At 40.6% G+C, this 26,818-nt stretch carries 23 protein-coding genes; 20 read left to right on the top strand and 3 right to left on the bottom strand.

From position 1 onward, the window contains the following. Positions 1 to 277: 277 nt before the first annotated feature. From M1E09_RS12660 to M1E09_RS12615, 10 genes are all read left to right on the top strand, one after another. A complete protein-coding gene (locus M1E09_RS12660; protein ID WP_456271229.1) occupies positions 278 to 1,246 on the top strand; it encodes an ABC transporter ATP-binding protein in 969 nt (322 codons plus the stop codon). Next, positions 1,236 to 1,895, top strand: a complete 660-nt coding sequence (locus M1E09_RS12655) for an ABC transporter permease (protein ID WP_456271228.1) — start codon at positions 1,236 to 1,238, stop codon at positions 1,893 to 1,895. Before M1E09_RS12660 ends, M1E09_RS12655 begins: the two co-directional genes overlap by 11 nt. Before the next feature lie 17 nt (positions 1,896 to 1,912). Then, positions 1,913 to 2,806 (top strand): glycine betaine ABC transporter substrate-binding protein, encoded by an 894-nt coding sequence (locus M1E09_RS12650; RefSeq protein WP_456271227.1) that lies wholly within the window; start codon positions 1,913 to 1,915, stop codon positions 2,804 to 2,806. Between the two features lie 109 nt (positions 2,807 to 2,915). After that, positions 2,916 to 3,323 (top strand): CoA-binding protein, encoded by a 408-nt coding sequence (locus M1E09_RS12645; RefSeq protein ID WP_456271226.1) that lies wholly within the window; start codon positions 2,916 to 2,918, stop codon positions 3,321 to 3,323. Between the two features lie 268 nt (positions 3,324 to 3,591). After that, entirely contained in the window at positions 3,592 to 5,547 is a 1,956-nt protein-coding gene (gene parE / locus M1E09_RS12640) for a DNA topoisomerase IV subunit B (protein WP_456274978.1), read from the top strand. Beyond that, the gene (parC, locus tag M1E09_RS12635) at positions 5,544 to 7,973 is read left to right on the top strand and encodes a DNA topoisomerase IV subunit A (RefSeq protein ID WP_456271225.1); all 2,430 of its coding nucleotides are present in this window, start codon (positions 5,544 to 5,546) and stop codon (positions 7,971 to 7,973) included. Before parE ends, parC begins: the two co-directional genes overlap by 4 nt. Positions 7,974 to 8,147: 174 nt before the next feature. Next, a complete protein-coding gene (locus M1E09_RS12630) occupies positions 8,148 to 8,903 on the top strand; it encodes a hypothetical protein (protein WP_456271224.1) in 756 nt (251 codons plus the stop codon). Between the two features lie 79 nt (positions 8,904 to 8,982). Continuing rightward, positions 8,983 to 9,447: a staygreen family protein gene (locus M1E09_RS12625; protein WP_456271223.1), complete on the top strand. Its 465-nt coding sequence runs from the start codon at positions 8,983 to 8,985 to the stop codon at positions 9,445 to 9,447. A gap of 82 nt (positions 9,448 to 9,529) precedes the next feature. Further along, entirely contained in the window at positions 9,530 to 9,997 is a 468-nt protein-coding gene (locus M1E09_RS12620) for a PH domain-containing protein (RefSeq protein WP_456271222.1), read from the top strand. Then, the gene (locus M1E09_RS12615) at positions 9,963 to 10,160 is read left to right on the top strand and encodes a hypothetical protein (protein WP_456271221.1); all 198 of its coding nucleotides are present in this window, start codon (positions 9,963 to 9,965) and stop codon (positions 10,158 to 10,160) included. The genes M1E09_RS12620 and M1E09_RS12615 overlap by 35 nt, the downstream gene beginning before the upstream one ends. Positions 10,161 to 10,287: 127 nt before the next feature. Here the strand turns inward: M1E09_RS12615 and M1E09_RS12610 are convergent, their stop codons facing one another. Then, positions 10,288 to 10,842: a TVP38/TMEM64 family protein gene (locus tag M1E09_RS12610; protein WP_456271220.1), complete on the bottom strand. Its 555-nt coding sequence runs from the start codon at positions 10,840 to 10,842 to the stop codon at positions 10,288 to 10,290. A 246-nt stretch (positions 10,843 to 11,088) separates the two neighbouring features. Next, a complete protein-coding gene (locus M1E09_RS12605) occupies positions 11,089 to 12,615 on the bottom strand; it encodes an FAD-dependent oxidoreductase (RefSeq protein ID WP_456271219.1) in 1,527 nt (508 codons plus the stop codon). 351 nt (positions 12,616 to 12,966) lie between these two features. On the opposite strand from M1E09_RS12605, the gene M1E09_RS12600 reads away from it, so the two are divergent. Next, a complete protein-coding gene (locus M1E09_RS12600; protein WP_456274977.1) occupies positions 12,967 to 13,263 on the top strand; it encodes a multicopper oxidase domain-containing protein in 297 nt (98 codons plus the stop codon). A 94-nt stretch (positions 13,264 to 13,357) separates the two neighbouring features. Here the strand turns inward: M1E09_RS12600 and M1E09_RS12595 are convergent, their stop codons facing one another. Continuing rightward, positions 13,358 to 14,659, bottom strand: a complete 1,302-nt coding sequence (locus M1E09_RS12595; protein WP_456271218.1) for an MFS transporter — start codon at positions 14,657 to 14,659, stop codon at positions 13,358 to 13,360. A gap of 457 nt (positions 14,660 to 15,116) precedes the next feature. Here M1E09_RS12595 and ahpC point away from each other — a divergent pair, with 457 nt between their 5' ends. The 9 genes from ahpC to M1E09_RS12550 all read left to right on the top strand — a co-directional run bounded on the left by ahpC (position 15,117) and on the right by M1E09_RS12550 (position 26,688). Then, positions 15,117 to 15,680: an alkyl hydroperoxide reductase subunit C gene (ahpC, locus tag M1E09_RS12590; protein WP_456271217.1), complete on the top strand. Its 564-nt coding sequence runs from the start codon at positions 15,117 to 15,119 to the stop codon at positions 15,678 to 15,680. Between the two features lie 15 nt (positions 15,681 to 15,695). Continuing rightward, the gene (ahpF, locus tag M1E09_RS12585) at positions 15,696 to 17,222 is read left to right on the top strand and encodes an alkyl hydroperoxide reductase subunit F (RefSeq protein ID WP_456271216.1); all 1,527 of its coding nucleotides are present in this window, start codon (positions 15,696 to 15,698) and stop codon (positions 17,220 to 17,222) included. Positions 17,223 to 17,580: 358 nt separating this feature from the next. Continuing rightward, positions 17,581 to 18,849: a mechanosensitive ion channel family protein gene (locus tag M1E09_RS12580; protein ID WP_456271215.1), complete on the top strand. Its 1,269-nt coding sequence runs from the start codon at positions 17,581 to 17,583 to the stop codon at positions 18,847 to 18,849. Between the two features lie 417 nt (positions 18,850 to 19,266). Then, the gene (locus tag M1E09_RS12575; RefSeq protein ID WP_456271214.1) at positions 19,267 to 20,226 is read left to right on the top strand and encodes a tRNA dihydrouridine synthase; all 960 of its coding nucleotides are present in this window, start codon (positions 19,267 to 19,269) and stop codon (positions 20,224 to 20,226) included. Positions 20,227 to 20,449: 223 nt separating this feature from the next. After that, the gene (locus tag M1E09_RS12570) at positions 20,450 to 22,399 is read left to right on the top strand and encodes an LTA synthase family protein (RefSeq protein WP_456271213.1); all 1,950 of its coding nucleotides are present in this window, start codon (positions 20,450 to 20,452) and stop codon (positions 22,397 to 22,399) included. Between the two features lie 188 nt (positions 22,400 to 22,587). Beyond that, positions 22,588 to 22,935, top strand: a complete 348-nt coding sequence (locus M1E09_RS12565) for a hypothetical protein (protein WP_456271212.1) — start codon at positions 22,588 to 22,590, stop codon at positions 22,933 to 22,935. Positions 22,936 to 23,431: 496 nt separating this feature from the next. Beyond that, a complete protein-coding gene (locus tag M1E09_RS12560) occupies positions 23,432 to 24,967 on the top strand; it encodes a BCCT family transporter (RefSeq protein ID WP_456271211.1) in 1,536 nt (511 codons plus the stop codon). Positions 24,968 to 25,615: 648 nt separating this feature from the next. Beyond that, positions 25,616 to 26,284, top strand: a complete 669-nt coding sequence (locus M1E09_RS12555) for a thioredoxin domain-containing protein (RefSeq protein ID WP_456271210.1) — start codon at positions 25,616 to 25,618, stop codon at positions 26,282 to 26,284. Then, positions 26,284 to 26,688: a disulfide oxidoreductase gene (locus M1E09_RS12550; RefSeq protein ID WP_456271209.1), complete on the top strand. Its 405-nt coding sequence runs from the start codon at positions 26,284 to 26,286 to the stop codon at positions 26,686 to 26,688. The genes M1E09_RS12555 and M1E09_RS12550 overlap by 1 nt, the downstream gene beginning before the upstream one ends. Positions 26,689 to 26,818 lie beyond the last annotated feature (130 nt).

Below are 26,818 nucleotides of genomic sequence, written 5' to 3'. Positions count from 1 at the left end.
AACAGCCGGGATTTCATGTCCGGCTGTTTTGTTATGGCCAGTATGATCTGAGTTGGATGTCTATCCAAGAGTATTATGATTCTATCAGCCACTATCCTCTTTCTGCCTTTTACTTAGAAATATTCTTGTGGTATCCCCTTGCCTGTCCCGGCCAGCCGCTCTCAAAAAAGGAGCGTATTCCTCAAGCGTTATCTGTTTATAATTAAATTAATATATGTTTAACTTGTGTTGAGCAGGGAAATATTAATATGATTTTATTTTTTAAGCAGGTGTTGTGATGATTGAATTTAAGAATGTGAGGAAAAGATTTGACGACGGGACAGAGGCTATAAAAGGGATAGACCTCGTGATCCCTGAAGGTGAATTGACCGCCTTGATCGGTCCGAGCGGATGCGGTAAAACGACCACCATGAAAATGATCAATAAGCTTATTGTTCCGACAGAAGGCAAGATATACATAAACGGGGAAGAAATCGCTTCAAAAAATGAAGTGGAGTTGAGGCGTAACATTGGTTATGTCATACAGCGGATCGGGCTGCTTCCGCACATGACAATCGAAGAAAACATTGCACTCATCCCCAAGCTGAAAGGCTGGAAAAAAGAAGAATACGAACCTCGTGTCGACGAATTGATGGAGCTCGTCGGACTTGAACCGGAAATTTATAAGAAGAGATTTCCATTGGAGCTTAGCGGCGGCCAGCAGCAGCGCGTCGGGGTAATAAGGGCCCTTGCAGTAGAACCGCCGATCATCCTGATGGATGAACCGTTCAGTGCACTGGATCCGATAAGCCGCGAACAGCTCCAGGATGAGCTGAAGAGCCTTCAGAAGAAAATACATAAAACAATCGTGTTTGTCACGCATGACATGGACGAAGCGCTGAAGATAGCGGATAACATCGCAGTCATGAAAGATGGTCTCATCGAACAGCTCGGGTCGCCGGAAGAACTTTTAGCCCATCCGGCAAATGAATTCGTGAGGGCCTTTATTGGTGAACATCGTATCCAAAGCGGTGCAGTTACCATTACCGTGAATGATGTCATGTCTTCTGAGTCCAGGTCGGAACTGGAAGCGAACAGTCATCTTCTTCCTTCAGGGTCTTCCATTTCTTTTGCAGCCAAGCAGTTTTTAGAATTTAATACTGAATTGCTTGCAGTCGAAGAAAATGGAGCAATCATCGGATATGTAACAAAAGAAGACATCCTTCGTTCGATCGCAGAAAAGGAGGGGTCTCCGCATGCTGGGTAACATTGTTTCCACTTTTTTTACGACGGTGACGAGCAGGTCCGATGACATTATGCAGGGTCTTATTGAACATTTGATTCTTTCATTTGTTGCGATCTTTTTTGCCATTTTGATTTCCCTGCCTTTAGGGATATACATTTCACGCAAGAAAAGCTCAGCTGAATTTTTTATAGGTGTGACAGCTGTATTTCAGACTATCCCAAGTCTGGCCTTATTTGGGTTTCTTGTTCCGCTTCTTGGAACAGGGAGCGCTACAGCGATTATTGCGCTGACGGTATATGCTCTCCTGCCTATTCTTAGGAATACTTATACCGGCATTACAGGAGTCGACCAGGCGATTATAGAGGCCGGCCGAGGAATGGGGATGACGAACCGCCAGCTCCTTTATAAGGTGGAGCTTCCGCTTTCCCTTCCGTTTATCATGGCTGGTATTAGAACGGCTACTGTGCTGACCGTCGGGGTTGCAACACTCGCGACATTTGTCGGCGCTGGCGGGCTTGGTGAGATTATTTACAGGGGATTATCTTCCTGGAATAACTATTTGGTACTTGCCGGCGCGCTTCCAGCCGCCTTGCTTGCATTGTTTTTTGATTATTTATTAAAGATTTTGGAAAAGGCCACAACACCGAAAGGGTTAAAGGCCAGAAAATAATAAAGGGGATTGTATTTATGAAGAAAAAATTGGCGTTACTGGCTGCTGCATTGCTGCTTATCCTGTCTGCTTGTGGCAATGGCGGCGAAAGTGATACTGTTACAGTATCAGGAAAAATGTGGACTGAGCAATATATTTTAACAGAAATGCTTGCTCAGGTCATTGAGGAGAATACCGACCTGAATGTCGAAAGAGAAGAAGGTCTGGGAGAAGTATCAATCTTGACACCGGCCATTGAAAAAGGCGATATCGATATGTATGTAGAATATACGGGTACAGGCTTGAAGGCCGTGTTGAAAGAGGAAGCGGCTGAAGGCGCAAGTGCAGATGAAATTTATCAGCAGGTAAAAGAAGGCTATGAAGAAAAGTATGGTGTCACGTGGCTTGAACCTCTTGGATTTGAAAACACGTATACACTTGCCTATCGTAAGGATGAAGACATCGACGCAGAAACATATTCTGACCTTATCCCATATTCTAAGAACATGGTTTTTGGTGCACCACATCAGTTTTATGAGCGTCCCGGGGATGGTTATGATGATCTGGTAAAGGCATATGATTTCAACTTTGAAGAAACAGAAAGTTACGACCCTAATATCATGTATGAGGCTGTCAAAAATGGAGACGTTGATTTGATTCCTGCGTTTACGACGGACGGCAGAATCCAGCGTTATGATCTGGCGACAACAAAGGATGATAAAGGATTCTTCCCTCCATTCTATGCAGCTCCTATCGTAAGGCAGGAAGTGCTGGATGAACATCCGGAACTGGAGGAAGTCATTAACAAATTGGCTGGTTCGATCACCGAAGAAGAAATGAGCGAATTGAATGCCCGCGTTGATATGGATAAAGAGGAACCGGCAGACGTTGCCAGGGACTTCTTAATCTCAAAAGGTCTTATCGAAGAATAATTATAAAGGATTTAAGCTGATCTAAATGGGTAAAAAACCTATAGATCAGCTTTTTTTGCAGGATATTTTTGAGATTTATCGAAATAATGATAGTAAGGAGATGAACAGGATGGATGTTTTGACAAGAAATGAAATGAAGCCGATATTGGATAAGGCTAAAGTGATTGCCGTTATCGGATTGAGCGACAACCCTGAAAGGACATCCTATATGGTGTCCAAAGCCATGCAGGATAACGGATATGAAATCATACCAGTCAATCCGACCATCGATTCCGCATTAGGAGTAAAGGCAGTGGCAACTCTAAAAGATATTGGCAGACACGTTGATATTGTAAATGTATTCCGCCGCTCCGAGTTTCTGCCTGAGATTGCAAGGGAATTTGACGAAATTGATGCTGATGTTTTCTGGGCCCAACTGGGTGTTCACAACGAAGAAGCCTATGACTTTCTGAAAAGCAAAGGATATACTGTCATTATGGACCGCTGTATCAAGGTTGAACATGCTTTAACAAGATAGTTTTTCGAACAGGCGATGAATATATTTTCATCGTCTGTTTTTATGGAAAATGGCACAAAAACCTGTCTGTAACGCCGTTTTTTTATGTCCGTCATTAAAAATAAATTTGCGAAATTAAAATAAAACGATACAATAAAGCATAGATGTTTCGCGTTACTGTGGTAAAATAGAAGTGCGAACAATTGTTCTTTTTTATATAAGAAATCATCAAAAGCAGACAGAGATAAGTTTTGAAAGGGGAATGTTCGTGGCCAACAGAAATCAGACCATGGATTATAATGATGATGCGATACAGGTACTCGAAGGTCTTGAGGCTGTAAGAAAAAGACCAGGTATGTATATCGGATCCACAGATACTAGAGGATTACACCATTTAGTTTATGAAATCGTTGATAACTCTGTAGATGAAGCGTTAGCAGGCTATGGAGATGAAATCAAGGTTACGATACATAAAGATAACAGCTTAAGTGTGGAAGACAGCGGACGTGGGATGCCTACCGGAATGCATAAGCTCGGGAAGCCGACTCCTGAAGTCATATTGACTGTTCTTCATGCCGGAGGAAAATTCGGACAAGGCGGCTACAAAACAAGCGGCGGTCTTCACGGAGTAGGGGCATCTGTCGTAAATGCCCTGTCAGAGTGGCTCAAAGTGACCATCATGCGGGATGGTTTTGTTTACGAACAGTTGTTCGCGAATGGCGGAAAGCCGCAAACAACTCTTGAAAAAGTAGGAAAAACGAAAAAAACCGGAACAAAGATCAGTTTCAAACCCGATCCCTCCATATTCAGTGTGACTTCCTATAATTATGACACATTATGTGAACGTCTCCGTGAATCAGCCTTTCTTCTCAAAGGACTTAAAATCACCATCATTGACGAACGTCATGATCAAGAAGATGTTTTCCATTATGAAAGCGGTATTCAGGCATTTGTAAAGTACTTAAATGAAGAGAAAGATTCCATTCACCCTGTTGTGTTCTTTGAAGGAGACCATAATAATATTGAAGTGGAATTTTCTTTTCAATTCAATGACGGCTTTTCAGAAAACATCCTTTCATTTGTCAACAATGTCCGGACAAAGGATGGCGGTACACATGAAGCGGGTGCGAGGACGGCGATGACCCGTGTATTCAACGAGTATGCCCGAAAGGCAGGTATCCTGCGTGATAAGGATAAGAATCTTGAGGGAACGGACATACGTGAAGGGCTCGCAGGAATTGTGTCTGTTCGGATTCCCGAGGAACTTCTTCAATTTGAAGGACAGACCAAAGGGAAGCTCGGAACTAGTGAAGCAAGGTCGGCAGTTGATGCAGTCGTTTCCGAACATCTTCTCTATTTCCTTGAAGAAAATCCAGATACGAGTTCACTGTTGATCAAAAAATCTATCAAAGCGGCCCAGGCCAGAGAAGCAGCCCGGAAAGCACGTGAAGATGCAAGGAACGGCAAAAAGAAAAAGCGTTCTGAAACGATTCTTTCAGGAAAGCTGACGCCGGCTCAATCACGAAACCCGCAAAAGAATGAACTCTATCTTGTCGAGGGGGATTCAGCCGGCGGCTCAGCCAAGCAGGGCAGAGACCGGAAATTCCAGGCAATCCTGCCTTTGCGCGGAAAAGTCATCAATACAGAAAAAGCAAAATTGGCGGATATTTTCAAAAATGAGGAGATCAATACCATTATCCATGCAATCGGCGCGGGTGTTGGCCCCGAATTCAATATAGAGGATATCAATTATGATAAAATCGTCATCATGACCGATGCCGATACAGACGGAGCCCATATCCAGGTGCTGCTGCTGACGTTCTTCTACCGTTATATGAAACCTTTATTGGAAGCAGGCAGAGTGTATATCGCACTTCCGCCGCTTTACAAAGTAAGTAAAGGCACAGGCAAGAAAGAAGTTATTGAATATGCGTGGACGGATGACGAGCTTGATGGAGCAATCAAGAAAATCGGAAAAGGCTATATGATCCAGCGTTATAAAGGTCTTGGAGAAATGAATGCGGACCAGCTATGGGAAACCACTATGGATCCGGAAACCCGAACGCTTATCCGTGTAAAGATCGATGATGCAGCAAGAGCGGAACGCCGCGTCACGACCTTGATGGGTGATAAAGTCGAACCGCGCAGAAAGTGGATTGAAAGCAATGTCGCCTTTGGACTGGAAGAAGATGGAAGCATTCTCGAAAATGAAAATGTATCGGTCGCAGAGGAGGGCAATCAATGACAACACAAGAGCGCTACCAGGACTTGCCGCTTGAAGAAGTAATAGGCGATCGTTTTGGTCGATACAGTAAATATATTATCCAGGAGCGGGCCCTGCCGGATGCGCGTGACGGCTTAAAGCCGGTTCAACGCCGTATCCTGTATGCGATGCATTTTGAAGGAAACACGCATGAAAAAGGCTTCAGGAAGTCTGCCAAAACTGTCGGTAATGTAATCGGTAATTACCATCCGCATGGTGATACATCTGTTTATGATGCCATGGTGAGGATGAGCCAGGAATGGAAGCTGCGGAAGCTTCTAGTTGAAATGCATGGAAATAACGGAAGTGTCGATGGAGACCCGCCCGCAGCCATGCGTTATACCGAAGCAAGATTGTCGGCGATTTCTACTGAGCTTCTCCGGGATATTGAGAAGGACACCGTCGATTTTGTTCCGAACTTCGATGATACTTCGAAGGAACCAACAGTGCTGCCTGCACGTTTCCCGAGTCTTCTTGTCAATGGATCGACAGGAATATCTTCAGGGTATGCAACAGATATCCCTCCTCATCATTTAGGTGAAGTAATTGATGCAGTCATTATGCGCATGGACAAGCCGGAATCGACTGTAGATGATCTAATGACTGTCATTAAAGGACCGGATTTTCCAACAGGAGGAATTATCCAGGGTGTCGATGGAATCAGGAAGGCATATGAGACAGGGAAAGGGAAAATCGTCGTCCGGGGTAAAGCGGATGTTGAGTCTGTTCGCGGTGGCAAACAGCAAATTGTTATTACCGAGATTCCTTATGAAGTAAATAAGGCGAACCTCGTCAAGAAGATGGACGAATACAGGCTTGACCGCAAAGTGGAAGGAATCTCAGAAGTAAGAGATGAGACAGATCGTACCGGCCTTCGAATCGTGATTGAATTGAAGAAAGATGCGGATGCAGATGGTGTCCTGATGTTCCTCTACAAAAACACAGACCTTCAAGTCGCATACAACTTCAATATGGTCGCAATCCATAACCGCCGTCCACAGCTGATGGGGCTCCGCCAGCTGCTGGATGCTTATATCAACCATCAAAAAGAAGTAGTGACAAACAGGTCCAAGCATGATTTGAGGAAAGCACAGGAAAGGCAGCATATCGTTGAAGGATTGATGAAGGCGTTATCCATCCTTGATGAAGTGATTGCATCTATCCGTGCTTCCAAGGATAAACGTGATGCAAAGAACAATTTGATTGCCCAATTTGACTTCTCTGAAGCCCAGGCAGAAGCGATTGTATCCTTACAGCTTTATCGTTTAACAAATACGGATATAACAGCGTTAAAGCAGGAAGCGGAAGAACTTGCAAACCGTATCAGCGAGCTTACGGCTATTCTTGAAAGTGAAAGCAAGCTGTTAAGTGTCATCAAAAAAGAAATGAGAGCAATCAAGAAGCAGTTTGCTGATGACAGGCGCTCTGTCATTGAGGCTGAAATTGAAGAGATTAAAGTGAATCTTGAAGTCATGATTGCCAATGAAGATGTTATGGTGACTGTGACGAAAGATGGATATATTAAACGTACAAGCCTCCGTTCCTTTGCAGCATCGAACGGACAGGACCTTGCCATGAAAGAAACGGACCGTCTTCTGATTCAAGAAGAGATGAATACAACGGATGTTCTTCTTTTATTCACCGATAAAGGAAGTTACCTGTATTGTCCTGTCCATGAACTGCCGGATATCAGGTGGAAAGACCTGGGGCAGCATGTTGCGAATATCATCTCAATCGATAAAGATGAAAACTTGATTGGGGCAATGCCGATAAAAGAATTTGAAGAAGATAAATATTTATTATTCTTCACAAAGAACGGTATGACGAAAAAGTCATTGTTAAGTCAATACAAAGCACAACGCTACTCCAGGCCGCTTGTTGCGTTAAACCTGAAAAAAGATGACGAATTGATAGATGTGCATTTAACCGATGGCACTCAGGATCTCTTCCTTGCCACCCACTTTGGATATGGATTGTGGTTCAACGAAGAAGAAGTGAATGTTGTCGGACCAAGAGCAGCCGGCGTGAAAGGCATCAACCTAAAAGATGGCGATTATGTCATTGCAGGGAAGACAGTCACGAATCCTTCAGCCGAAACAGTATTAATTGCCACTCAACGGGGGGCAGTTAAGAAGATGAAGCTTGCTGAGTTTGAGAAGACGACGAGAGCCAAACGCGGTGTAGTAATGCTGCGTGAATTGAAATCCAATCCTCACCGATTGGCAGGCATGGAAATCGTTGAAGAAATAGATTCAGTTTCACTGTTAACGGATAAAGGCAATATAGAAACTATACAGGCGGTAAACTTCCGTAATAACGACCGTTATTCAAACGGATCCTTTGTATTGGATCAGGGAGATAGCGGATCTGTTATCAAGATTTGGCGGGAACAGCGACCGACTTTATAACAGTCTTTTTACATGGATTATCCTTAAATAACAAACTAAATAGAGGTACCAATCTCACTAAGATTGGTACCTCTATTTATATATGTTAAAAATGATCAATTGACAGACAAGGTTACATATAATTACCACTCCTGGAGAAGATAAGAAAAACTATTTTTATAAGGAGAGGTTTTGATGAGAAAGGAATTGTTATTTGCATTTGCGGCTTTCTTTTTCATGTCACTTCATGCGATTGCCGGAACTTTTACGCAAGAGCAAACCCAACCAAATGTTATGGCCATTACGGCTTATGAAAAAGACGTAACAGGAGACAAAGCGAAAGACACCATAACTTTGTGGGGGAAACCATTTGAACCTGGTGCATTATTTTATAAAGAGATCTGGGCAGAGATCAAGACTTCTGAAGGAAAAGAATTTCGCATTGACTACGAAGGTGGATATGAACCGCAGATTCTGTTTCATGATTTAAATCATGATAGAGTAAAAGATCTGCTTCAGTCATCAGCTACAGGTGGTAGCGGTGGACTTTATAACTACAGTTTATATACATTGGCCGATAATAGAAAAAAAGATATCGGCATGCCTCCTGCATTATCAATTGATGCCTTTTTTGAAAACGAATATAAGGGAGTTATCACGTTCAACGATACGAATGAGTCATTTACTGTCGATTTAAGTGACAGGAAGGATGATTATGAACGATTAGGAATCTATCAGGATGGAAAGCTGAATGAGCCTATGGAAATGATGGTCATCCCTTATGCCATGTTCGAACCGGTAAAGATTAAAGGAAAAGAAGGGCTGGGATTAAGAGGTGTCCAGAGGATCAGCGGCGCCTATCAGGCCGATGCAATCGGAAATGTATATTCCTTTTGGTACTATGAAAATGAAAAATGGAACCTGACCGATATCCTGTGGGAGGAACTCTAAAACTGAGCGAACCTTTTTTGGGCGAACATCATATTTTATTGTAAGTTAACACGTATCCAAAAATGGTGAGGTGGCTTACATGAGTGAGTTTAAGCCTGAAAAACTTTCTGTGACATATCTTCCGCCGGCATCGATTTTTTATCCGCTTGAGGGAAGAAAGTATACTCTAACACACTCGGACACTACTGGAGACTTGTTCTTGAGCATCGGATGCCATTATGATTCAGCAAAACTGAATCCCCTGATGAGGGATGAGGTGCTTGCTGAATGGGTATGCGCTATGGGTCAATATTCTTTATCAGGAAAGGTATATATAAGCGGCGGAGAGTTCGATGAAAACCTTTCTAAAGTGCGCTATATGATCTTTCAAAAAGAATTGCCGCTTGCATTGTCAGCGATTGTAAATGGAGACAGCGGGTTCTTCACCTATTTTCCGTGGCTTCTGGATGTGCCGATTTATATCTGTTTTGAATCCATTTTCCCTGAATATCATCAGGTGAAATACCTTGGTACTCCAAGGCAATATTTATTAAAGGACAGCTGAGAGGTATTTTCTTTCAGCTTTTTTCTCTTTGTGAAACTTTTAGAGTGGTGTCTACGTATATAAGAGGAAGGAGGGGGGAGGCTTGAGGTTTTATTCAAAAAAAGGAGTAATTTTATTTCCTATACTGATTCTGGTCTTGCTTGTCATGATCTTTACGACCTTAATCCAGTTTGTTGAAGTCGAATTTGTGACTAATCTGCTCGGTGAACCAGAGGGGGAAGGGACATTTGCTGGTGTCATCGTTCCTGTTCTCGCAGCAATATTAATCATCTGGCTTATGTTTGCAACTTACTATGAAATTAACGGTAATGTCCTAAAGGTTGCAGCAGGACCGCTTCGCTATAAGATTGACATAACATCAATCAAGTCAGTGAAGCCTACGAGAAATCCATTATCAAGCCCGGCCCTATCCATCGACAGGCTGGAAATCAAATATAATAAATGGAATACAGTGTTGATATCTCCAAAGGATAAAGAAAGATTTATTGAAGAGTTAGTAAAGATAAATCCTGCCATTGAGGTTAAGAATAGAACAATTCGATTTAATTAATGCAGAAGGATACCATGAATTAGAGATTGACGGAACAGATGTTAAAATCAATGGGGACGGAAAAGCTACTGTCAATCTTAAAGCAGGTGAATATACAATCAAATGTGCAGTTCCTTGCGGGGAATGCCATGAAGAAATGACAGCTATGCTGATTGTTGAATAATATATGCAATGAAGCTCGTGCTCCTATCACAGGGGCATTTTTTTATTTTATTTGAGGTTGATACGGTTGAGTATCCCCTTCATATGGGCAGCTGGATACAATTACATGAATTACATTGCGGGTAAAGCTACACTGATTTACCATATCTTCTGAGTAAAGAAATAATGATAAACAAGGAGATTATCGAAAGGACAACTTTTCCTTTCCAACTCATCATAATCACTTCTTGTATGGCATACGCCTCAATCAAAATGGAAGGAATTTTACCTAAAGTACTCGCAAGAGCAAAATTCATCATCCCCATTTTGCTGAATGCTCCTGATAAAGTGACTAAACCTGAAGGAACAAAAGGGAACAGCCTGAGGGCAAGAACAAGAAAAAAAGACTCTGTTCCTTGTGATCTCTGCAGCCTTGCCAGATGTTTATGATGGATGGGGTTTGTGCTATTAAACTTTTTAAGCCCTTTTCGGTAAAGGGAAAAACTTACGATCACTCCCAGTACTTCTCCGATAAAGGATATAATTAAACCAACTCCAAAACCGAAAATCGTCATATTGGCAGCTGTTAAAAAAGCACTTGGGATAACGCCAAGCGTGCTGATGATGATATTTAAAAGGATGCTGAACACTATAGCATAATATCGGTTATGCGATTCGAGCCAATCACTTAATATAAACTCCAATTTAATCTCCTTATACTCTGCAAATAATATAAAATCCAACTTACTTGTTTGAATAGTAACATAATCTTAATAAAAGTTGGATACGAAATGAATTGAATGGCTGTCAGACAGTCTCAAAGTGGATTCTTGTACCATAAAAGTTCCTTTTTGAAATTGAAGAAGGAACTCCATTCAAACGGAGTTCCTCAATATAATCATATTTTAGATTGTATCGCCATTCTTAATATCCAGGATGAACACAAATAGTTAATCATCATCCCATTTTTTTAACGGCTTTGTTGCAGGACCTTCAATTACCTGGCCATCATATTGGAATCTTGAGCCGTGACATGGGCAGTCCCATGATCTCTCGCCGTTATTCCATTCAAGTTCGCAGCCCATGTGGGTGCAGGTGGTATCAACAAGATGGGTATTCCCCAGTTTATCCTTATAAGCTCCGGCCCTCTTGCCATTTGCATTGACAACTGATCCCTCATCACTGGTGAGATCATCAATGGTTTTCTCAGGCTTTTTCAATTTTCCTTTCACCAGCATTTTCGCACTATGTTTTCCCATTTTGGCTGTTTCCTTCAAGTTGTTGGCGACATCATGCCTGCCGGGGGAGAACAGGTCGGAATAAGGGGTGTCCCGGTCCATAATAAGATCACGAATGATCATGCCAGCCAGAGTCCCGGTGCTCATTCCCCATTTCTGATATCCTGTTGCTACGAACACCTGATCATCAAGCATGGAGTATTTTCCGATATATGGGACTTTATCTAATGTCACTTGATCTTGTGATGACCAGCGATTTAAAACGTCTTCGACTCCGAACATCTCTTCTCCAAACTTATACAGCTTTTCATAGCTGTCCAATGTGTTTTCTTTGTGGCCGGCAGAATGACCCTGACCGCCGATGAAAACAATCTGTTCATTGTTCTCGGTTGTGGCTCGTAAAGAATAGCCGGGTTTTTCAGCACTGATGAACATGCCGTTCGGCAAGTCTTTCTTTGTCTTGGCCGCTAGTAAATAGGAACGCTTTACTTCCATCCGGGCAAAGTAGAAACCTTCCTTATCATAAAAAGGGAAATGCGAGCAGATCGCAACATAACGGCTTTTAACCTTAAAACCCTTTGTTGTTTCCACCGAAGGTTCTTTGCCGTGATGAATATCTGCCACGCGGGTATTTTCGAAAATTTGTCCTCCTGCTTTCAGGATTTCCTTTACCATGTGTTTCAAATATTTAACCGGGTGGAATTGGGCCTGTTCATGCATGACAACCGCCGTCGCGTCATCTAAGCCTAGGGGAAGGTTAGTCTCAAACCTTCCGTTAATCCCGAGCTTTTGATAAGCTTCATATTCTTTCTCAAGTTCTTTTTTCTTTTCAGGGGAGGAGGCATATATATAAGCATCCTGCGTACTGAAGTCACAATCGATCTGTTCTTCCATTACAAGCTTTCGAATGAAATCGACTGCCTCCTGGTTTGCCTTATAGTATAGTCTTGCTTTTTCCACGCCAAACTCGTTGATTAAATGGTCATAAATCACACCATGTTGTGCTGTTAGCTTAGCGGTTGTATTTCCGGTTGTTCTGCTGGCGACCTGTTCTGCTTCAATAACCGCCACCTTAATCCCTTGCTGAGATAACATATAGGCTGTCGTTAATCCGGTAATGCCAGCTCCAACAACAATGGCTTCTGTTTGGAAGTCCTCCTTCAGCGGCTTAAAAGTTGGAAGTTCAGCAGAATCAAGCCAGTAGGAGCTGGAGTAGTCCGGCAGGTTTTTCAAAGTCACTTCTTTCCCTCCAATTACAAAGTATTACCCATAAAGGGGTTTATGGTTCCTTTTCCCAAAGAGGCAGAATGAGAAACTACCCGGTTATTTCATCATTTTGTTCCAGTACCAGTTATGTCAAAACATATAATAGTAGGTAAACATCATATACTGAGTAAGCTTGCGATAGAGGGGTAGGGGGATGGTCCGTTAGTGGTTTTACCAAAGGCTCAAATATGGAAGAAGAAACTGTTCCTTATCGGGATTATGTATTAGTCCTCCAGCAATGGGACATCCATCAAGAACACTTTGGAGAGGTAACCAGGAACATATAGACCGGAAAATTTTGATACAAACCCTAACTCTTTCGCCATTAATGGAAAGGCGTTTCCTGAAACTGTGGAATTGTATACAAAGTATGGCAGAAAGATACTTATCAGGTTAATAAATAACTCCCGTGCCTCTCATTCGATACATGTTCATGGACATGATTTTCAAGTAACAAAAGTCAATGGATTTTCGAGGTGTAATATATATGATGACACAATAAATGAAGCTTCTGTACAAAGGAGAGAAATTGAATTTCTTTCAAATAATACAGGAACATTCCCAATAAACGGTACAAAACCTTTCATCAAACGAATAATGGATCCTCACCTGGAGGCATGATCACAAAGTTATTATATAAAGGAGTGCGGGATCAGAGTAAATAATTTTATAGTTAAGCGGAGGTAATATTTACTTACGCATTTTTAGATCCATATCATTTAACATGTTTTTTTCTTCCCAAAAACCAATCAGTAAAGTTGGTGAATTGATTCTCTAAGTTATGGAACTTGTTTCGGTCATCTCTCAACAAATCTGTTTTATCACCAAGCGCCATTCGTAAAGGCTTCCAGTATCTAAGAGCTGCGAGGATAAGACTTATAATCAGGCCATATACCGCATATAACAACCAAGGGATTGCAGAAGAAGTTCCTAAACTTAGCAATTGCCCTCCCAGAAACTTTCCTGCCCCTTCTCCGAGTCCGGAAACAAAGTTAGATAAACCAAAGAACGCTCCTATCATTTTGGCTGTACCAAGTCTTGTAATGGTAATGTCCATTGTCGGAACGATGAGCATCTCACCCATAACGAAAATGGCCCCGCTTAAGATAAGCCAATAAAAATTAGTGGAAAAATAAATCGTTCCAAGACCTGCACCAATGAAGAGAATGCCTGACGCCAATGAAAACATCGGGTGAATCTTATCGATAACATTCCTGGTGATGAGTGTTTGTAACAAAATAACAAGGATACTGTTGATTGTCCAAATTAAACTTACTGCACCTGGGTCCGGCAATATATCTTCCGCACGAAGAGGCAGGGAGATGGATAGTTGGGTATATAAGGCCCAAACAAAAACCATGACAATGGAAAATAAGACGAAAGCCCGATTCTTTCCTATTTCCTTATATTCCTTTATTGCAATAGGAGTACACTTTTCATCTCCACAACCTTTCTGTAAAAACAGCCAAGTAATAACACCCAGTAATACATATAGAATGGACGCTGAAAAAAATACGAGTGAAGATGATCCTCCAAGAATGAAGTAGGTTAATAACCCCGCAAGTGCTGTGCCTATATTCGCAGCAATCCCCCTCAAGGAAAAAGCCGTCGTTTTATTTTCATCCGATGAAGCAACAACAGAAATGGCAGCTTTGGTGGAAGGAGCATTCAACCCGATTCCAATTCCACTAATTAAGGCAACCAAGATAAGAAACGGAACTTGATTTACTATTGCATAACCACTAAGTGCCAAAGCGTTTATCCAAGCCCCGGCTGCAATGACTGTCCGTCTTCCGACTCGATCCGCTAATACACCACCTGAAAGACTTCCTATCTGAAAAGCAAATGGTGTGACGGCTAATATTAAACCAATACTGCTGATGTCAATTCCCTTTTGGGTTTTTAAGTAAATAGGTAAAATGGGCAGCACCATATAGGTGCCTAAGTGGGAAAGAAGGACACCAAACAGTAATATTCTTAATTGCAGCTTGTTTGAATTTGCTGAAGAAAATGGCATTTTTCCCCCTCCATCATTAATCCAGGATTTATTTATCTTTTACTTAACTTCTAAAAGATATGAGACTGAAATTTCGGATCTAATTTAAACTGCTTCAAAAGGGACCCGCCTGTTTTCCTATTGGCCGGCAGTTAATTATAAAAAAGACAGAATTGACAGTACTACTTTAGAATAGGCATGTGCCTGTCCAATGAATGTCCAAGGAAGAATGTTCAATTATTTGAGTCTGTTAATAAGAAGACCTATAATAAAAAAAAGAAGTTATATCATTTTCTTTAAATAAAAGGGCAAGAATATAAGAGGCTTTCATTCTCATCAATGAGGGGTCTTTTCCTTGACAAACCCTTCCCGCTTGTATAATAATTACTATGTGATTAGAATTATTATCGTTTGGGAATGATTTTCACTTTCACTAATGATAATGGTTACATACTAAAATATTAGGAGGAATAGTATTATGTCAGTAATCGGTACTAAAGTTAAACCATTCACAGCTCAAGCTTACAAAAACGGAGATTTCGTTGAGGTCTCTGAAGAAAACTTCAAAGGTAAATGGAGTGTTCTTTGCTTCTATCCAGCAGACTTCACTTTCGTATGCCCAACAGAACTTGAAGATCTTCAGAATGAGTATGCTAACCTTCAAGAACTGGGTGCAGAAGTTTATTCTGCTTCAACAGATACTCATTTCACTCACAAAGCATGGCATGAAACTTCAGAAGCAATTGGAAAAGTAACGTATACAATGATCGGGGATCCTTCATTAACACTTCCTAGAAACTTTGAAGTATTACGTGAAGAGCAAGGACTTGCTGACCGCGGAACATACATCATTGATCCGGATGGCGTTATCCAAGTTGCTGAAATCCATGCAGAAGGCATCGGCCGTGACGCAAGCGGACTTGTTGATAAGCTGAAAGCAGCACAATATGTACACAGCAATCCTGGTGAAGTTTGCCCGGCAAAATGGAAAGAAGGAAGCGAAACGCTTAAGCCAAGTATTGACCTAGTAGGTAAAATCTAAGGAGTGCATTCGTAAATGCTTGATAAAGATATAAAAGCACAATTAAACCAATACTTAGAACTTTTGGAAAATGACATTGTTCTAAAGGTTAGTGCGGGTTCAGATAAGGTTTCGGAAGATATCCTGGACCTTGTTAATGAAATAGCCACCATGTCTTCAAGAATTTCAGTTGAGGAAACTGAATTAGAACGCACGCCCAGCTTTAGTGTAAATAGAGTTGGGGAGGATTCTGGAGTAGTATTCGCCGGCATTCCTTTGGGCCATGAATTCACTTCTCTTGTATTGGCACTACTGCAAGTAAGTGGAAGAGCACCTAAGGTTGATCAAAGTGTTATTGATCAAATTAAAAATATCAGCGGAGAATATCGATTTGAAACCTTTGTCAGCTTAAGCTGCCACAACTGTCCTGATGTAGTACAAGCACTTAACATCATGAGTGTTTTAAATCCAAACATTACTCATACAATGATTGATGGTGCTGCATATAAGGAAGAGGCTGAAAGCAGAAATGTCAGAGCAGTACCGGCTGTTTTCCTGAATGGTGAGTTCTGGAATGGCGGCCGTATCTCTCTCCAAGAAATTCTTGCTAAATTGGGCGAAGGTCCAAGCGCGGAAGATTTTGCAGATAAAGATCCATATGATGTCCTGGTAGTCGGCGGCGGCCCAGCTGGTGCCAGTGCGGCCATTTACACGGCACGTAAAGGAATCCGCACAGGAATCGTTGCGGAACGCTTTGGCGGCCAGGTTCTCGATACCATGAGTATTGAAAACTTCATCAGCGTAAAAGCTACAGAAGGACCAAAACTTGCACAGGCTCTTGAAGAGCATGTAAAGGATTATAAAATTGATGTCATGGACCTGCAGCGTGCCAAGCGATTAGAAAAGAAAGATCTTTTTGAAGTCGAACTTGAAAACGGTGCTGTTCTTAAGAGTAAATCCGTCATCCTTTCAACAGGTGCACGCTGGCGGAATATCAATGTCCCTGGCGAGCAGGAGCTTAAGAACAAAGGGGTAGCCTATTGCCCTCACTGTGATGGTCCGTTATTTGAAGGAAAAGATGTTGCTGTCATTGGCGGTGGTAACTCTGGCGTCGAAGCGGCAATCGACCTTGCAGGTATCGTCAAACATGTTACTGTTCTTGAATTCGGATCAGAGCTCAAAGCTGATCAAGTCCTGCAAGAGCGCCTGAACAGCCTGCCGAATGCGACAGTCATCCGGAATGCTGCAACTAAAGAAATCACCGGGACTGACAATGTGACCGGTCTTACTTACACAAATCGTGAAACAGGTGAAGACCATCATGTTGAATTACAAGGTGTATTTGTCCAAATCGGACTTGTACCAAACACAGAATGGTTAGAGGGAACACTGGAACGCAACCAAATGGGTGAAATCATCGTGGACAAGCGTGGTACTACCTCGATTCCTGGTGTCTTTGCTGCCGGAGATTGTACCGACAGTGCCTTTAATCAGATCATCATTTCAATGGGATCTGGAGCAACTGCTGCTCTTGGCGCATTCGATTATCTGATTCGCAACTAAAAGAACATGAATATTTTCTAAAAGCAGCTCTATCAATCGATAGAGCTGCTTTTTTTCGTGTTGAAAACGTATAGAAGGCTAAAACCCCCGATTTTTTTCAACGAATAATTGCTGAAACCTTGTACGAGTATCTCATTAAAAAAACGCTTAGATGTTTTTTTAATAAGATTTAAGCTTCATAAAAAGTGAAATGATTTATGTATGCCCCCCTATTCTCCTTCTAACAAGAGTTATAACTGCACAACTAGCTTCATATACCTAAAGAAAAGTGAACTGGACAAGTGATGGCCATGATTTGATTCATCTCTTGTTATTTTGCAGGGCCATCCAGAGTAAAACATATGGAGGGGGAAAAGAGATGGAAGCTATACAGAAATTATTAATCGAGTGGGAGATCGCTCCGATTATAGCAAAATATCTTTCACTTTTAATTATGGTTTTGTTTATAGGGATCATTTGTTTCATTGCGAATGTTATTTCAAAGAAGGTCGTAATCAGACTCATCACCCATTACATAACACAGAGTAAATTCCCGCGAGCGTCGATGGTCTTGAAAAGAAAGGTATTCGATAAGCTGTCTCACATAGTCCCTGCGTTGATCCTTTATTATTTTTCTGCAGCTTTTCCGGACCATCAACTGATAATGGAAAAAGGAGCAGTTACCTATATTCTTGTCGTAGGGTTAATGGTGACTCATGCTTTATTAACCACTGTAAACGATATTTATCAAACTTATGAAATATCGAAGATTAAGCCCATAAAGGGTTATATTCAAGTGGTCAATGTCTTAGTTATAACTCTAGGAGGCATTTTGGTTCTTTCAAATATGATGGGAGAGAGCCCTTTAATTCTATTGAGTGGGATTGGTGCTCTTTCAGCTGTGCTCATGTTAGTGTTTAAGGATTCATTGTTAGGGCTGGTCGCAGGCATCCAGTTGGCGGCCAATGATATGGTCCGGGTTGGAGATTGGATCGAAATGCCAAAGTATGGAGCAAATGGGAACATTATTGATATATCGTTAAATACAGTAATGGTTCAAAACTTTAATAAAACGATTACGAGCGTGCCGAGTTATGCTCTCATCTCCGACTCATTTATCAACTGGAGAGGGATGAAGAATTCTGGTGGGCGCCAAATCCAGCGTTCAATCCTGATCGACACTAACAGTATTTCGATTTGTACTGAGTCAATGTTGGAGAAATATAAACAGATTCAACAAATAAAAGAGTTTATCACGAATAAAGAAAAAGAAATCTCTATGTACAATGCCGGGTTTGACAAGTACGAGGAAAACCGTATGAACGAAATGTCGCTTACGAATATAGGAGTATTTCGAACGTATATCCTTAGTTATCTAAAACATCACCCGGGTATTAACCAGAACATGACCTTATTGGTTCGCCAACTGCCACCTGGTCAACATGGTTTGCCAATCGAAATTTATGCCTTTACAAAGGATACCGAATGGGAAGTGTATGAATCCATCCAATCAGATATCTTTGACCACTTATTAGCGGCAGTGAATGAATTTGAACTAAAAGTGTTCCAGAGTCCTTCTGGTAATGATGTAAAGGAACTTGCAGGTGAGGAGTGGAAAAAGAAAGTCAGGTATAAAAGTGTTGGTTAGTAAACAATCGTTCATAGTGGCAATCCTAGGTAAATATGTGATAGAAGAGTTGGACGGGGAAATGATCAAAAATATTATCGTGAGGCAGGAATCTTGAAGGGCATGTTTATGTTTATGCAGGTGATGTGAAATAGGAAGCATGAGGAGGGTCTCTCATGCTTCTTTTTAATGAGTCCAGGAAGTATATCACCCAATCAGGTGCCTCTAGGATACATTCTTGAAGAATGTGTAATCCTTCTTTATTGGAAGGATTAGGGCAAAATAACTGCCCCTCGCATCCGAAAAAAATACTATAGTTGAAAAAAAGTGCTTAAACATGGTATAAGTGTAAAGGGAGCAGACATATCTTTGCTTTTTATTTTTGGGAGCTATCAGGGTTTTTCCTGTCCCCGTTGATGAGAGGATTGAATTTACACCATGACAGACAATTTTTGGCGTGATTTGCCACGCCCATTTTTTATATTGGCACCAATGGAAGATGTCACGGATGTTGTTTTCCGCCATGTAGTGAGTGAAGCAGCAAGGCCTGATGTTTTCTTTACAGAGTTTACGAACTCGGAAAGTTATTGTCATCCTAACGGGCGCCAAAGTGTGCGTGGACGTTTAACTTATACAGAAGATGAACAGCCGATTGTGGCCCATATTTGGGGAGATAAACCCGAGTTTTTCCGAGAAATGAGTATCGGAATGGCAGAAGAAGGTTTTCGCGGTATAGATATCAATATGGGCTGTCCTGTAGCTAATGTGGCAGGGAATGGGAAGGGCTCGGGCCTTATCCGCCGTCCGGAAGTTGCAGCCGAGCTGATTCAAGCTGCAAAAGCAGGTGGATTGCCCGTAAGTGTGAAGACAAGGCTTGGTTATACAGAAGTAGATGAATGGCACGACTGGCTTAGACACTTATTGGAACAAGACATCGTGAACCTCTCTATTCATCTCCGTACAAGAAAGGAAATGAGTAAAGTCGATGCTCATTGGGAGCTGATCCCTGAGATTAAGAAACTTCGTGATGAAGTGGCACCCGATACACTTTTGACCATAAATGGAGATATTCCTGATCGCCAGACAGGCTTGGAACTCGTAGAGAAATACGGTGTCGACGGGGTTATGATCGGCCGAGGAATCTTTAGCAATCCGTTCGCATTTGAAATAGAAAAGAAAGAGCATAGCAGCCAGGAACTGCTGGATCTCTTAAGGCTGCACCTTGATCTATTCGATAAATATACAAACGAATTTGAACCGCGTCCATTTAAGCCGCTTCGCAGGTTCTTTAAGATCTATGTTAAAGGCTTCCGCGGTGCGAGTGAATTAAGAAATCAATTGATGGAAACACAGACAACAGATGAAGTGCGGGAGTTGCTTGATCAATTTGAAGGTTAAATATCGTAACCAGGTGGGAAACTAACCATCGGTCTATATCAATAAATGTTAAAGCACCCACAAGTATTTATTTTTCAATGTTTGTGGGTGTTTTTTATTTTTGGGAAAGTCTGTAAGACAATTCAGTTACTTTACTTTTTAAAGTATTTGTTATAAGATGGTTGAATGCTTTCAACTATTAAATAGTTTACTAGCAAAAAGACCACAAGGGGTGATAGTAAAGATGTTTGAAAAAATCAAAAGAAACCACTTGAGCCTTTTCTTTTTAGCAGTAGTTTTATTATGGGTAAAAACGTATTTAGTACAAAATATAGAATTTAAATTGGGTTTGGATAATAGTTTGCAGGAATTTCTCCTATTTATTAATCCATTAGGTTCCATCCTGTTATTTTTAGGGCTATCACTACTGTCTAATAAGAGGAAGTTTCTATGGCTCATTGTGTTTGACTTTATCTTGAGCTTTTTATTGTTTGCTAATGTTGTGTATTATCGCTTCTTTAGTGATTTCATTACAATTCCAACCTTGATGCAGACGGATAACTTTGGGGATGTAAGTACGAGTGTTACTTCACTTTTAAAACCTTACGACTTATTGTTGTTCTTAGACACATTTATTTTACTCTCTGTTGGATTGATTTTCAAAAACAAAAAGAAACAATCTAATGTCACAATTAAGGGCAGATATGTCGGTGCGATCCTTATATCAGCTGTTTTAATCCTTGCAGTGAACCTTCACCTGGCAGAAAAAGACCGTCCGCAATTATTGACAAGAACATTTGATCGAAACTATATTGTTAAGTATTTAGGGATGTATAACTATACGATTTATGATGCTGTACAGAGTATTAGGGTCTCTTCGAAACGTGCACTCGCAGATTCGGATGATGTGGCAGAGGTTCTTGCCTTTAATAACTCCAACTATGCGAAACCTAACCAAGAATATTTCGGTGCTGCAAAAGGGATGAACGTGGTTTACCTCCATCTGGAATCCATGCAGAATTTCCTGATTGATTATAAGCTTCATGGTGAAGAAGTCACTCCGTATTTAAACTCTTTAGCGAGTGATAAAAATACCATGTATTTTGATAATTTCTTTCATCAGACAGCACAAGGGAAAACATCTGATGCAGAATTTCTATTGGAGAATTCCATGTATGGGCTGCCGCAAGGTTCAGCTTTCGCGTTAAAAGGCATGAATACCTACCAGGCTGCACCTGCCATCTTGGGTCAAAACGGTTATTCTTCAGCAGTGTTCCATGGGAATAATGGAACGTTCTGGAATCGCAACGAGATTTATAAATCATTCGGTTTTGATAAATTCTATGATGCAAGCTACTATGATTTAGAATCAGATGAGCTTGCGGAGTATGGGTTAATGGATAAGCCGTTCTTTGAACAATCTCAGCCTTTACTCAAATCATTACCGCAGCCATTTTACACAAAGTTCCTGACGGTATCTCATCATTTTCCTTATAAGATGGATCAGGAAAAAACAACGATTGCTCCCCATTCAACTGGAGATGCGTCTGTTGATAACTACTTCCAGACTGCACGATATGCAGATGAAGCCATTAAGGAATTCTTTGACTATCTAAAGGAATCAGGATTGTATGACAATACGGTTGTCGTAATGTATGGTGATCACTATGGGATTTCAGAAAACCATAACAAGGCAATGGCCAAAGTATTAAATAAAGAAATTACACCATTTGAAAGTGCCGGCCTTCAGCGGGTGCCATTACTGATTCATGTACCTGGAGTGGAAGGCGGCGAAATGCATCAGTATGGAGGGCAAGTCGATTTACTTCCAACTCTTATGCATTTATTGGGAATTGAAACAAAACCATACCTTCAATTTGGTACAGATTTACTATCCGAGGAGCATGATGAACTAGTACCGTTTAGAAATGGTGATTATGTAAGCCCGGAAATAATCTTCACTGATGGAAAGTATTATGATTCAACTACTGGTAAAGAGATTGAAGGAACAGAAAAAGCAGAAGAACTGAAAGAAATGACACAGAAAAAGCTGGACTATTCTGATAGGGTTGTAGAAGGTGATCTTTTACGTTTCTACACACCTAATGGCTTTGTCCCTGTTGATCGTTCGGAATATAACTATCTGACTGAGAAATCAGATAATACTCAACAAGATAGCAGCAAAACGGAATAATAGAGAAAAAGCTGTTGAGCCATATTGCTCGGCAGCTTTTTTGTATATAAAAATGAATTTCTTTAATTCCCAGTTAACATTTGATATTACAATGTAATGGTTTGGAAAGAAGGATGTAACCAAGTTTCGTTATACTGAAAATCAGGAGTAATTACATAATTTCTTATGCAAAAACGAGGGAGGCCAAAATGGAAGAATACTTAGCAAAATCACTGGATGAGTGGAAAGCAGACATTTCTGAAGTGTTGGATCAAATCAATAGTGAATATGGTGAATTGAAGAAAGAGCTCAGGGTCTATTCTTATAAGTACGGAATTACAAAGCAAGTGATCCAATCAACCGTGAACGATGAGATCATCAGAAATATCCGCCAGATGTATCATAAGCCATTTGAAGAAAAATACAATGAATTGAAAGAATACATACATGAACTGGAAGAAAAGCGCAAAGTGTTCCAAATGTTCGTTGATAAGATTGAGGAAGTTAAACGGAAGGAAGGGACGAAGTCTACTGATTTGGCTTCAGTTTATAAATAAAGGTACTTGGAAGAAACCGCCTATTGAAAGGCGGTTTTTGTTCGAATTGAGCAGGTTGTCAGAGTAGTTAGAGTATTATGAGAAAAAAGTAATTACGCTAGGGCTCTTACACAAGCTTCACTAATTCCCTCCTTATCTTGCCCTTGTTGCTGCAATCGCTTAAGAAAAACATTCGAAAAGTAAAAAAATTGGTACTTTAGTAGTGAAAACAGAACAATATGAGAGTATTCTTCTAATAAGTGAACATTTTCCATCTTTATTATATTGTAAAAGCTTTAAATAGATGAGAATGGTTACATATCAACTTTGAATCAAGTGTAATTAAAAGGATATAATTATAAGGTCGCGGCTGAGACTGATTGAGTAGATGTGCGAGAAAAACTTTACTCCCTATGTAAAAATATTATACTTGAGTCCCCACTTAACCCATTCTAAGTAAAGCCCTTTTTACGAATCATCCAAAAAATGCATCAAAGTTAGGAGTTATTAATTACATATGAAAAGTGCTACAAATGTTTTTTATATATCAATAGCCATCATGACAGGTCTTGTCCTTATGGGGGTATTGATGCCGGAATTATTAGAGAGCGTAACCAGCAGCGCCCAAGGCTTTATCCTTGATAGTTTTGGCTGGTATTACTTGGCGATTGTGACCGTGTTTGTCGGGGTGTGTGTATATTTATTGTTAAGCCCGATTGGCCGAATCAAGCTGGGTAAGCAAGATGATGTTCCTGAGTTTACACGACCAACCTGGGTGGCTATGCTTTTCAGTGCAGGTTTGGGAGTAGGATTACTTTTTTATGGTACTTTTGAGCCAATCAGCCATTTTGCCATCAGTTCACCTACAGGGGAAACTGGAACCAACCAAGGTGTCAAAGATGCAATGAGATTCACATTCTTCCACTATGGAATTCATGCATGGGCAATTTATGGTTCCATTGCATTAGCCCTTGCATATTTCACCTTCAGAAGAGGGGAAAGAAGCTTAATCAGTAAAACGTTACGTCCGCTGATTGGAAAGCATGTAGATGGAGCAGTCGGTACAGTGATTGATGTCATTGCAGTTGTTGCTACAATTTTAGGGGTTGCAACAACACTTGGCTTCGGTGCTTCGCAAATAAACGGGGGGCTTTCTTATCTGTTTGGCGTGCCGATCAACATATTGGTTCAGACAATCATTGTAACGATTGTGACAATCCTCTTTATTATTTCTGCCTCAACTGGCTTAGGTAAAGGGATCAAGATTTTGAGTAATTTGAACATGGGTCTTACCGCAATTCTTTTCCTTTTTGTGTTTATTTTCGGACCTACTCTTTTCATACTTAATCTTTTAGTCGACACGATCGGAGCTTATTTCCAGAACTTCCTCAATATGAGTTTCCGAATTGCCCCAATGAATGAAGAAGCCCGCGGATGGATTAATGGATGGACAATCTTCTATTGGGCATGGTGGATTGCCTGGTCTCCATTTGTAGGCGTGTTTATTGCCAGGGTATCCAAAGGGCGAACAATCAGGGAGTTTATCGTCTACGTTCTGCTTGCTCCGTCACTCATTTGCTTCATCTGGTTTACGACATTTGGAGGAGCTGCTATCACAACTGAGTTAACAGGATTACTGTCAATCTCTAGCTTATCACCTCCAGAATCACTATTTGGTCTATTAGAAACTTATCCGATTTCAATGATTTCATCATTACTGGCCATTGTAATCATTGTGACATTCTTTGTTACTTCAGCGGACTCTGGTACGTATGTTCTGGGAATGATGACATCCAACGGTTCACAGAATCCAAGTAACCCAATCAAGATCACATGGGGAATTTATCTTTCTGGAACTGCTCTTGTTCTCATGTATTCCGGTGGGTTGCAGGCATTACAGAATACAATGATCATTGCAGCTCTGCCGTTTTCCATCATCTTGGGACTAATCGTCATCAGTTTGCTTAAAGCTTTACAACGGGAAGCCAAAGAGCTTGGACTTGGCCAGATAAGGATTCCTGAAAAAAAGAAAAGACCTATTAAAACACCATAATAATAATAAAAGCCTTGTATCCAATTTTGTGGATGCAAGGTTTTTTATTTCACAAAAATTAATGAAATAGGATTACACCCAGCGTGCGTAATGACGGATGTTAAGTGTATAGAATGTATGAATGGTGAATCCAGCAATCACTATCTTGCGGTTTTAGTCACTAATTTTTCTTACCTCACATAAAAGGACATCGTGTAGGAGGTATAATTACAGGCAACGAGATTACTTTTTCAGGGTAAAGGCCCAAGTATCATATGTACTTACACAACAGCTACTATATTTACCACGAAACTAATGGGATCCTCAGACTTGGCAAATAGATTGCTGCTGAAAGTAATAGGGAATTGTCGTAGTAAACACTGAAAGGTGAATCTAATCACTGTTTCTATTAATAAATAATCTAATTTAAATGGTGTGATAAATGAGGATTATCTAATATTCATATTAGACATTTCTAATATGTTTTGTTAATATTAAATTGTTTTTCATAATCAGCTTATCGCTGGCGGCCAAATTGTAATGATGTTTATCAAATCTATGATAATTTGTGCCAATCCTGTCTCATACCTATATGAGGAGAAATCCTTAATAAGGTAGCTTGATAGTTCATGTAATAGTTATATTGAAAAATAATATTGAGGTGAAAAAATGAATAACAAGAAATCATCCCCAATGAAATATCTTGTCCTGATCACTGTAGCAATTGCACTACTATTAGCCATCATAGTAGTCTTACTTAATCAAGACAAAGACATTGATCAAACTTTAGAGTCACATCCACCGACGGAAAATCAGCCTATGATTGGAGAAGAGGGAGCACCTGTCTCAGTAGTAGAATTCGGCGACTTTAAATGTCCTGCTTGTAAAGCGTGGGGAGAAATGATTTATCCTAAGTTGAAAGCGGACTTCATTGATACAGAGAAAGCCAATTTTGCTTACATTAATACTGAATTTCATGGGAAGGAATCTACGTTAGGTGCTTTAGCTGCTGAGTTCATATGGGATAATGATCCTGATTCCTATTGGAAATTTCATAAGAAATTGTTTGAAGAACAGCCGGGTGATGACCATCATGCACTTTGGATTACAGTGGAAAAACTTGCGGAAGTAGCAGAAGACACTACAAATGTTGATATAGATCAATTAGTTCGGGCTCTTGAGCAACAAACGTTTATGGAGGAAGTAAATTCGGATAGTTCAATTGTTCAAGAGTTCAATATACAGAAAACACCAACCATCATTATAAATGGCACGATGCTCGAAGACCCATATGATTATGAAAAAATTAAATCATTAATTGAAAAAGGCCAAGAGTAATGGGAAAAAATCAAGTTTTTTTGTATAGTGCCTGGTTAGTATCTGTTATTGCTACCTTAGGGAGCTTGTATTTCAGTGAAATCAGGGAATTCATACCTTGTGAATTATGCTGGTATCAGCGAATCGCTATGTATCCACTCACTCTTATTCTTGGGGTTGCCACATTCCAAAATGATATTGGTTTGAAAAAGATAGTTCTTCCACTATCAATTGTGGGGGGGATAATCTCTTTCTTTCACTATTTGGAGCAAAAAGTCCCGGGATTTGGAGGAATAAAGGAATGTGTCAGCGGAGTGCCTTGCAGTGCAGAGTATATAAATTGGCTTGGGTTTATCACCATCCCGTTTCTCGCATTGACTGCATTCACTCTTATTACAATCTTTACTTTATTGATCAAGAAGTAAACAGGATTATCACCTGAACTGCCAGAATGGAGTTAATTAGGTGGCAAAAGTTGGCCAAAGTATAGACTACTATTAAAAACACCTTTTCTTTTAAGGTGTTTTTTTTTGTATACATTTTGACACACATATT

It is taken from the genome of Bacillus sp. AK031 (genome assembly GCF_053903065.1).
The sequence above is the reverse complement of the archived record's forward strand: the minus strand, read 5'-3'. Positions and strand labels throughout refer to the sequence as shown.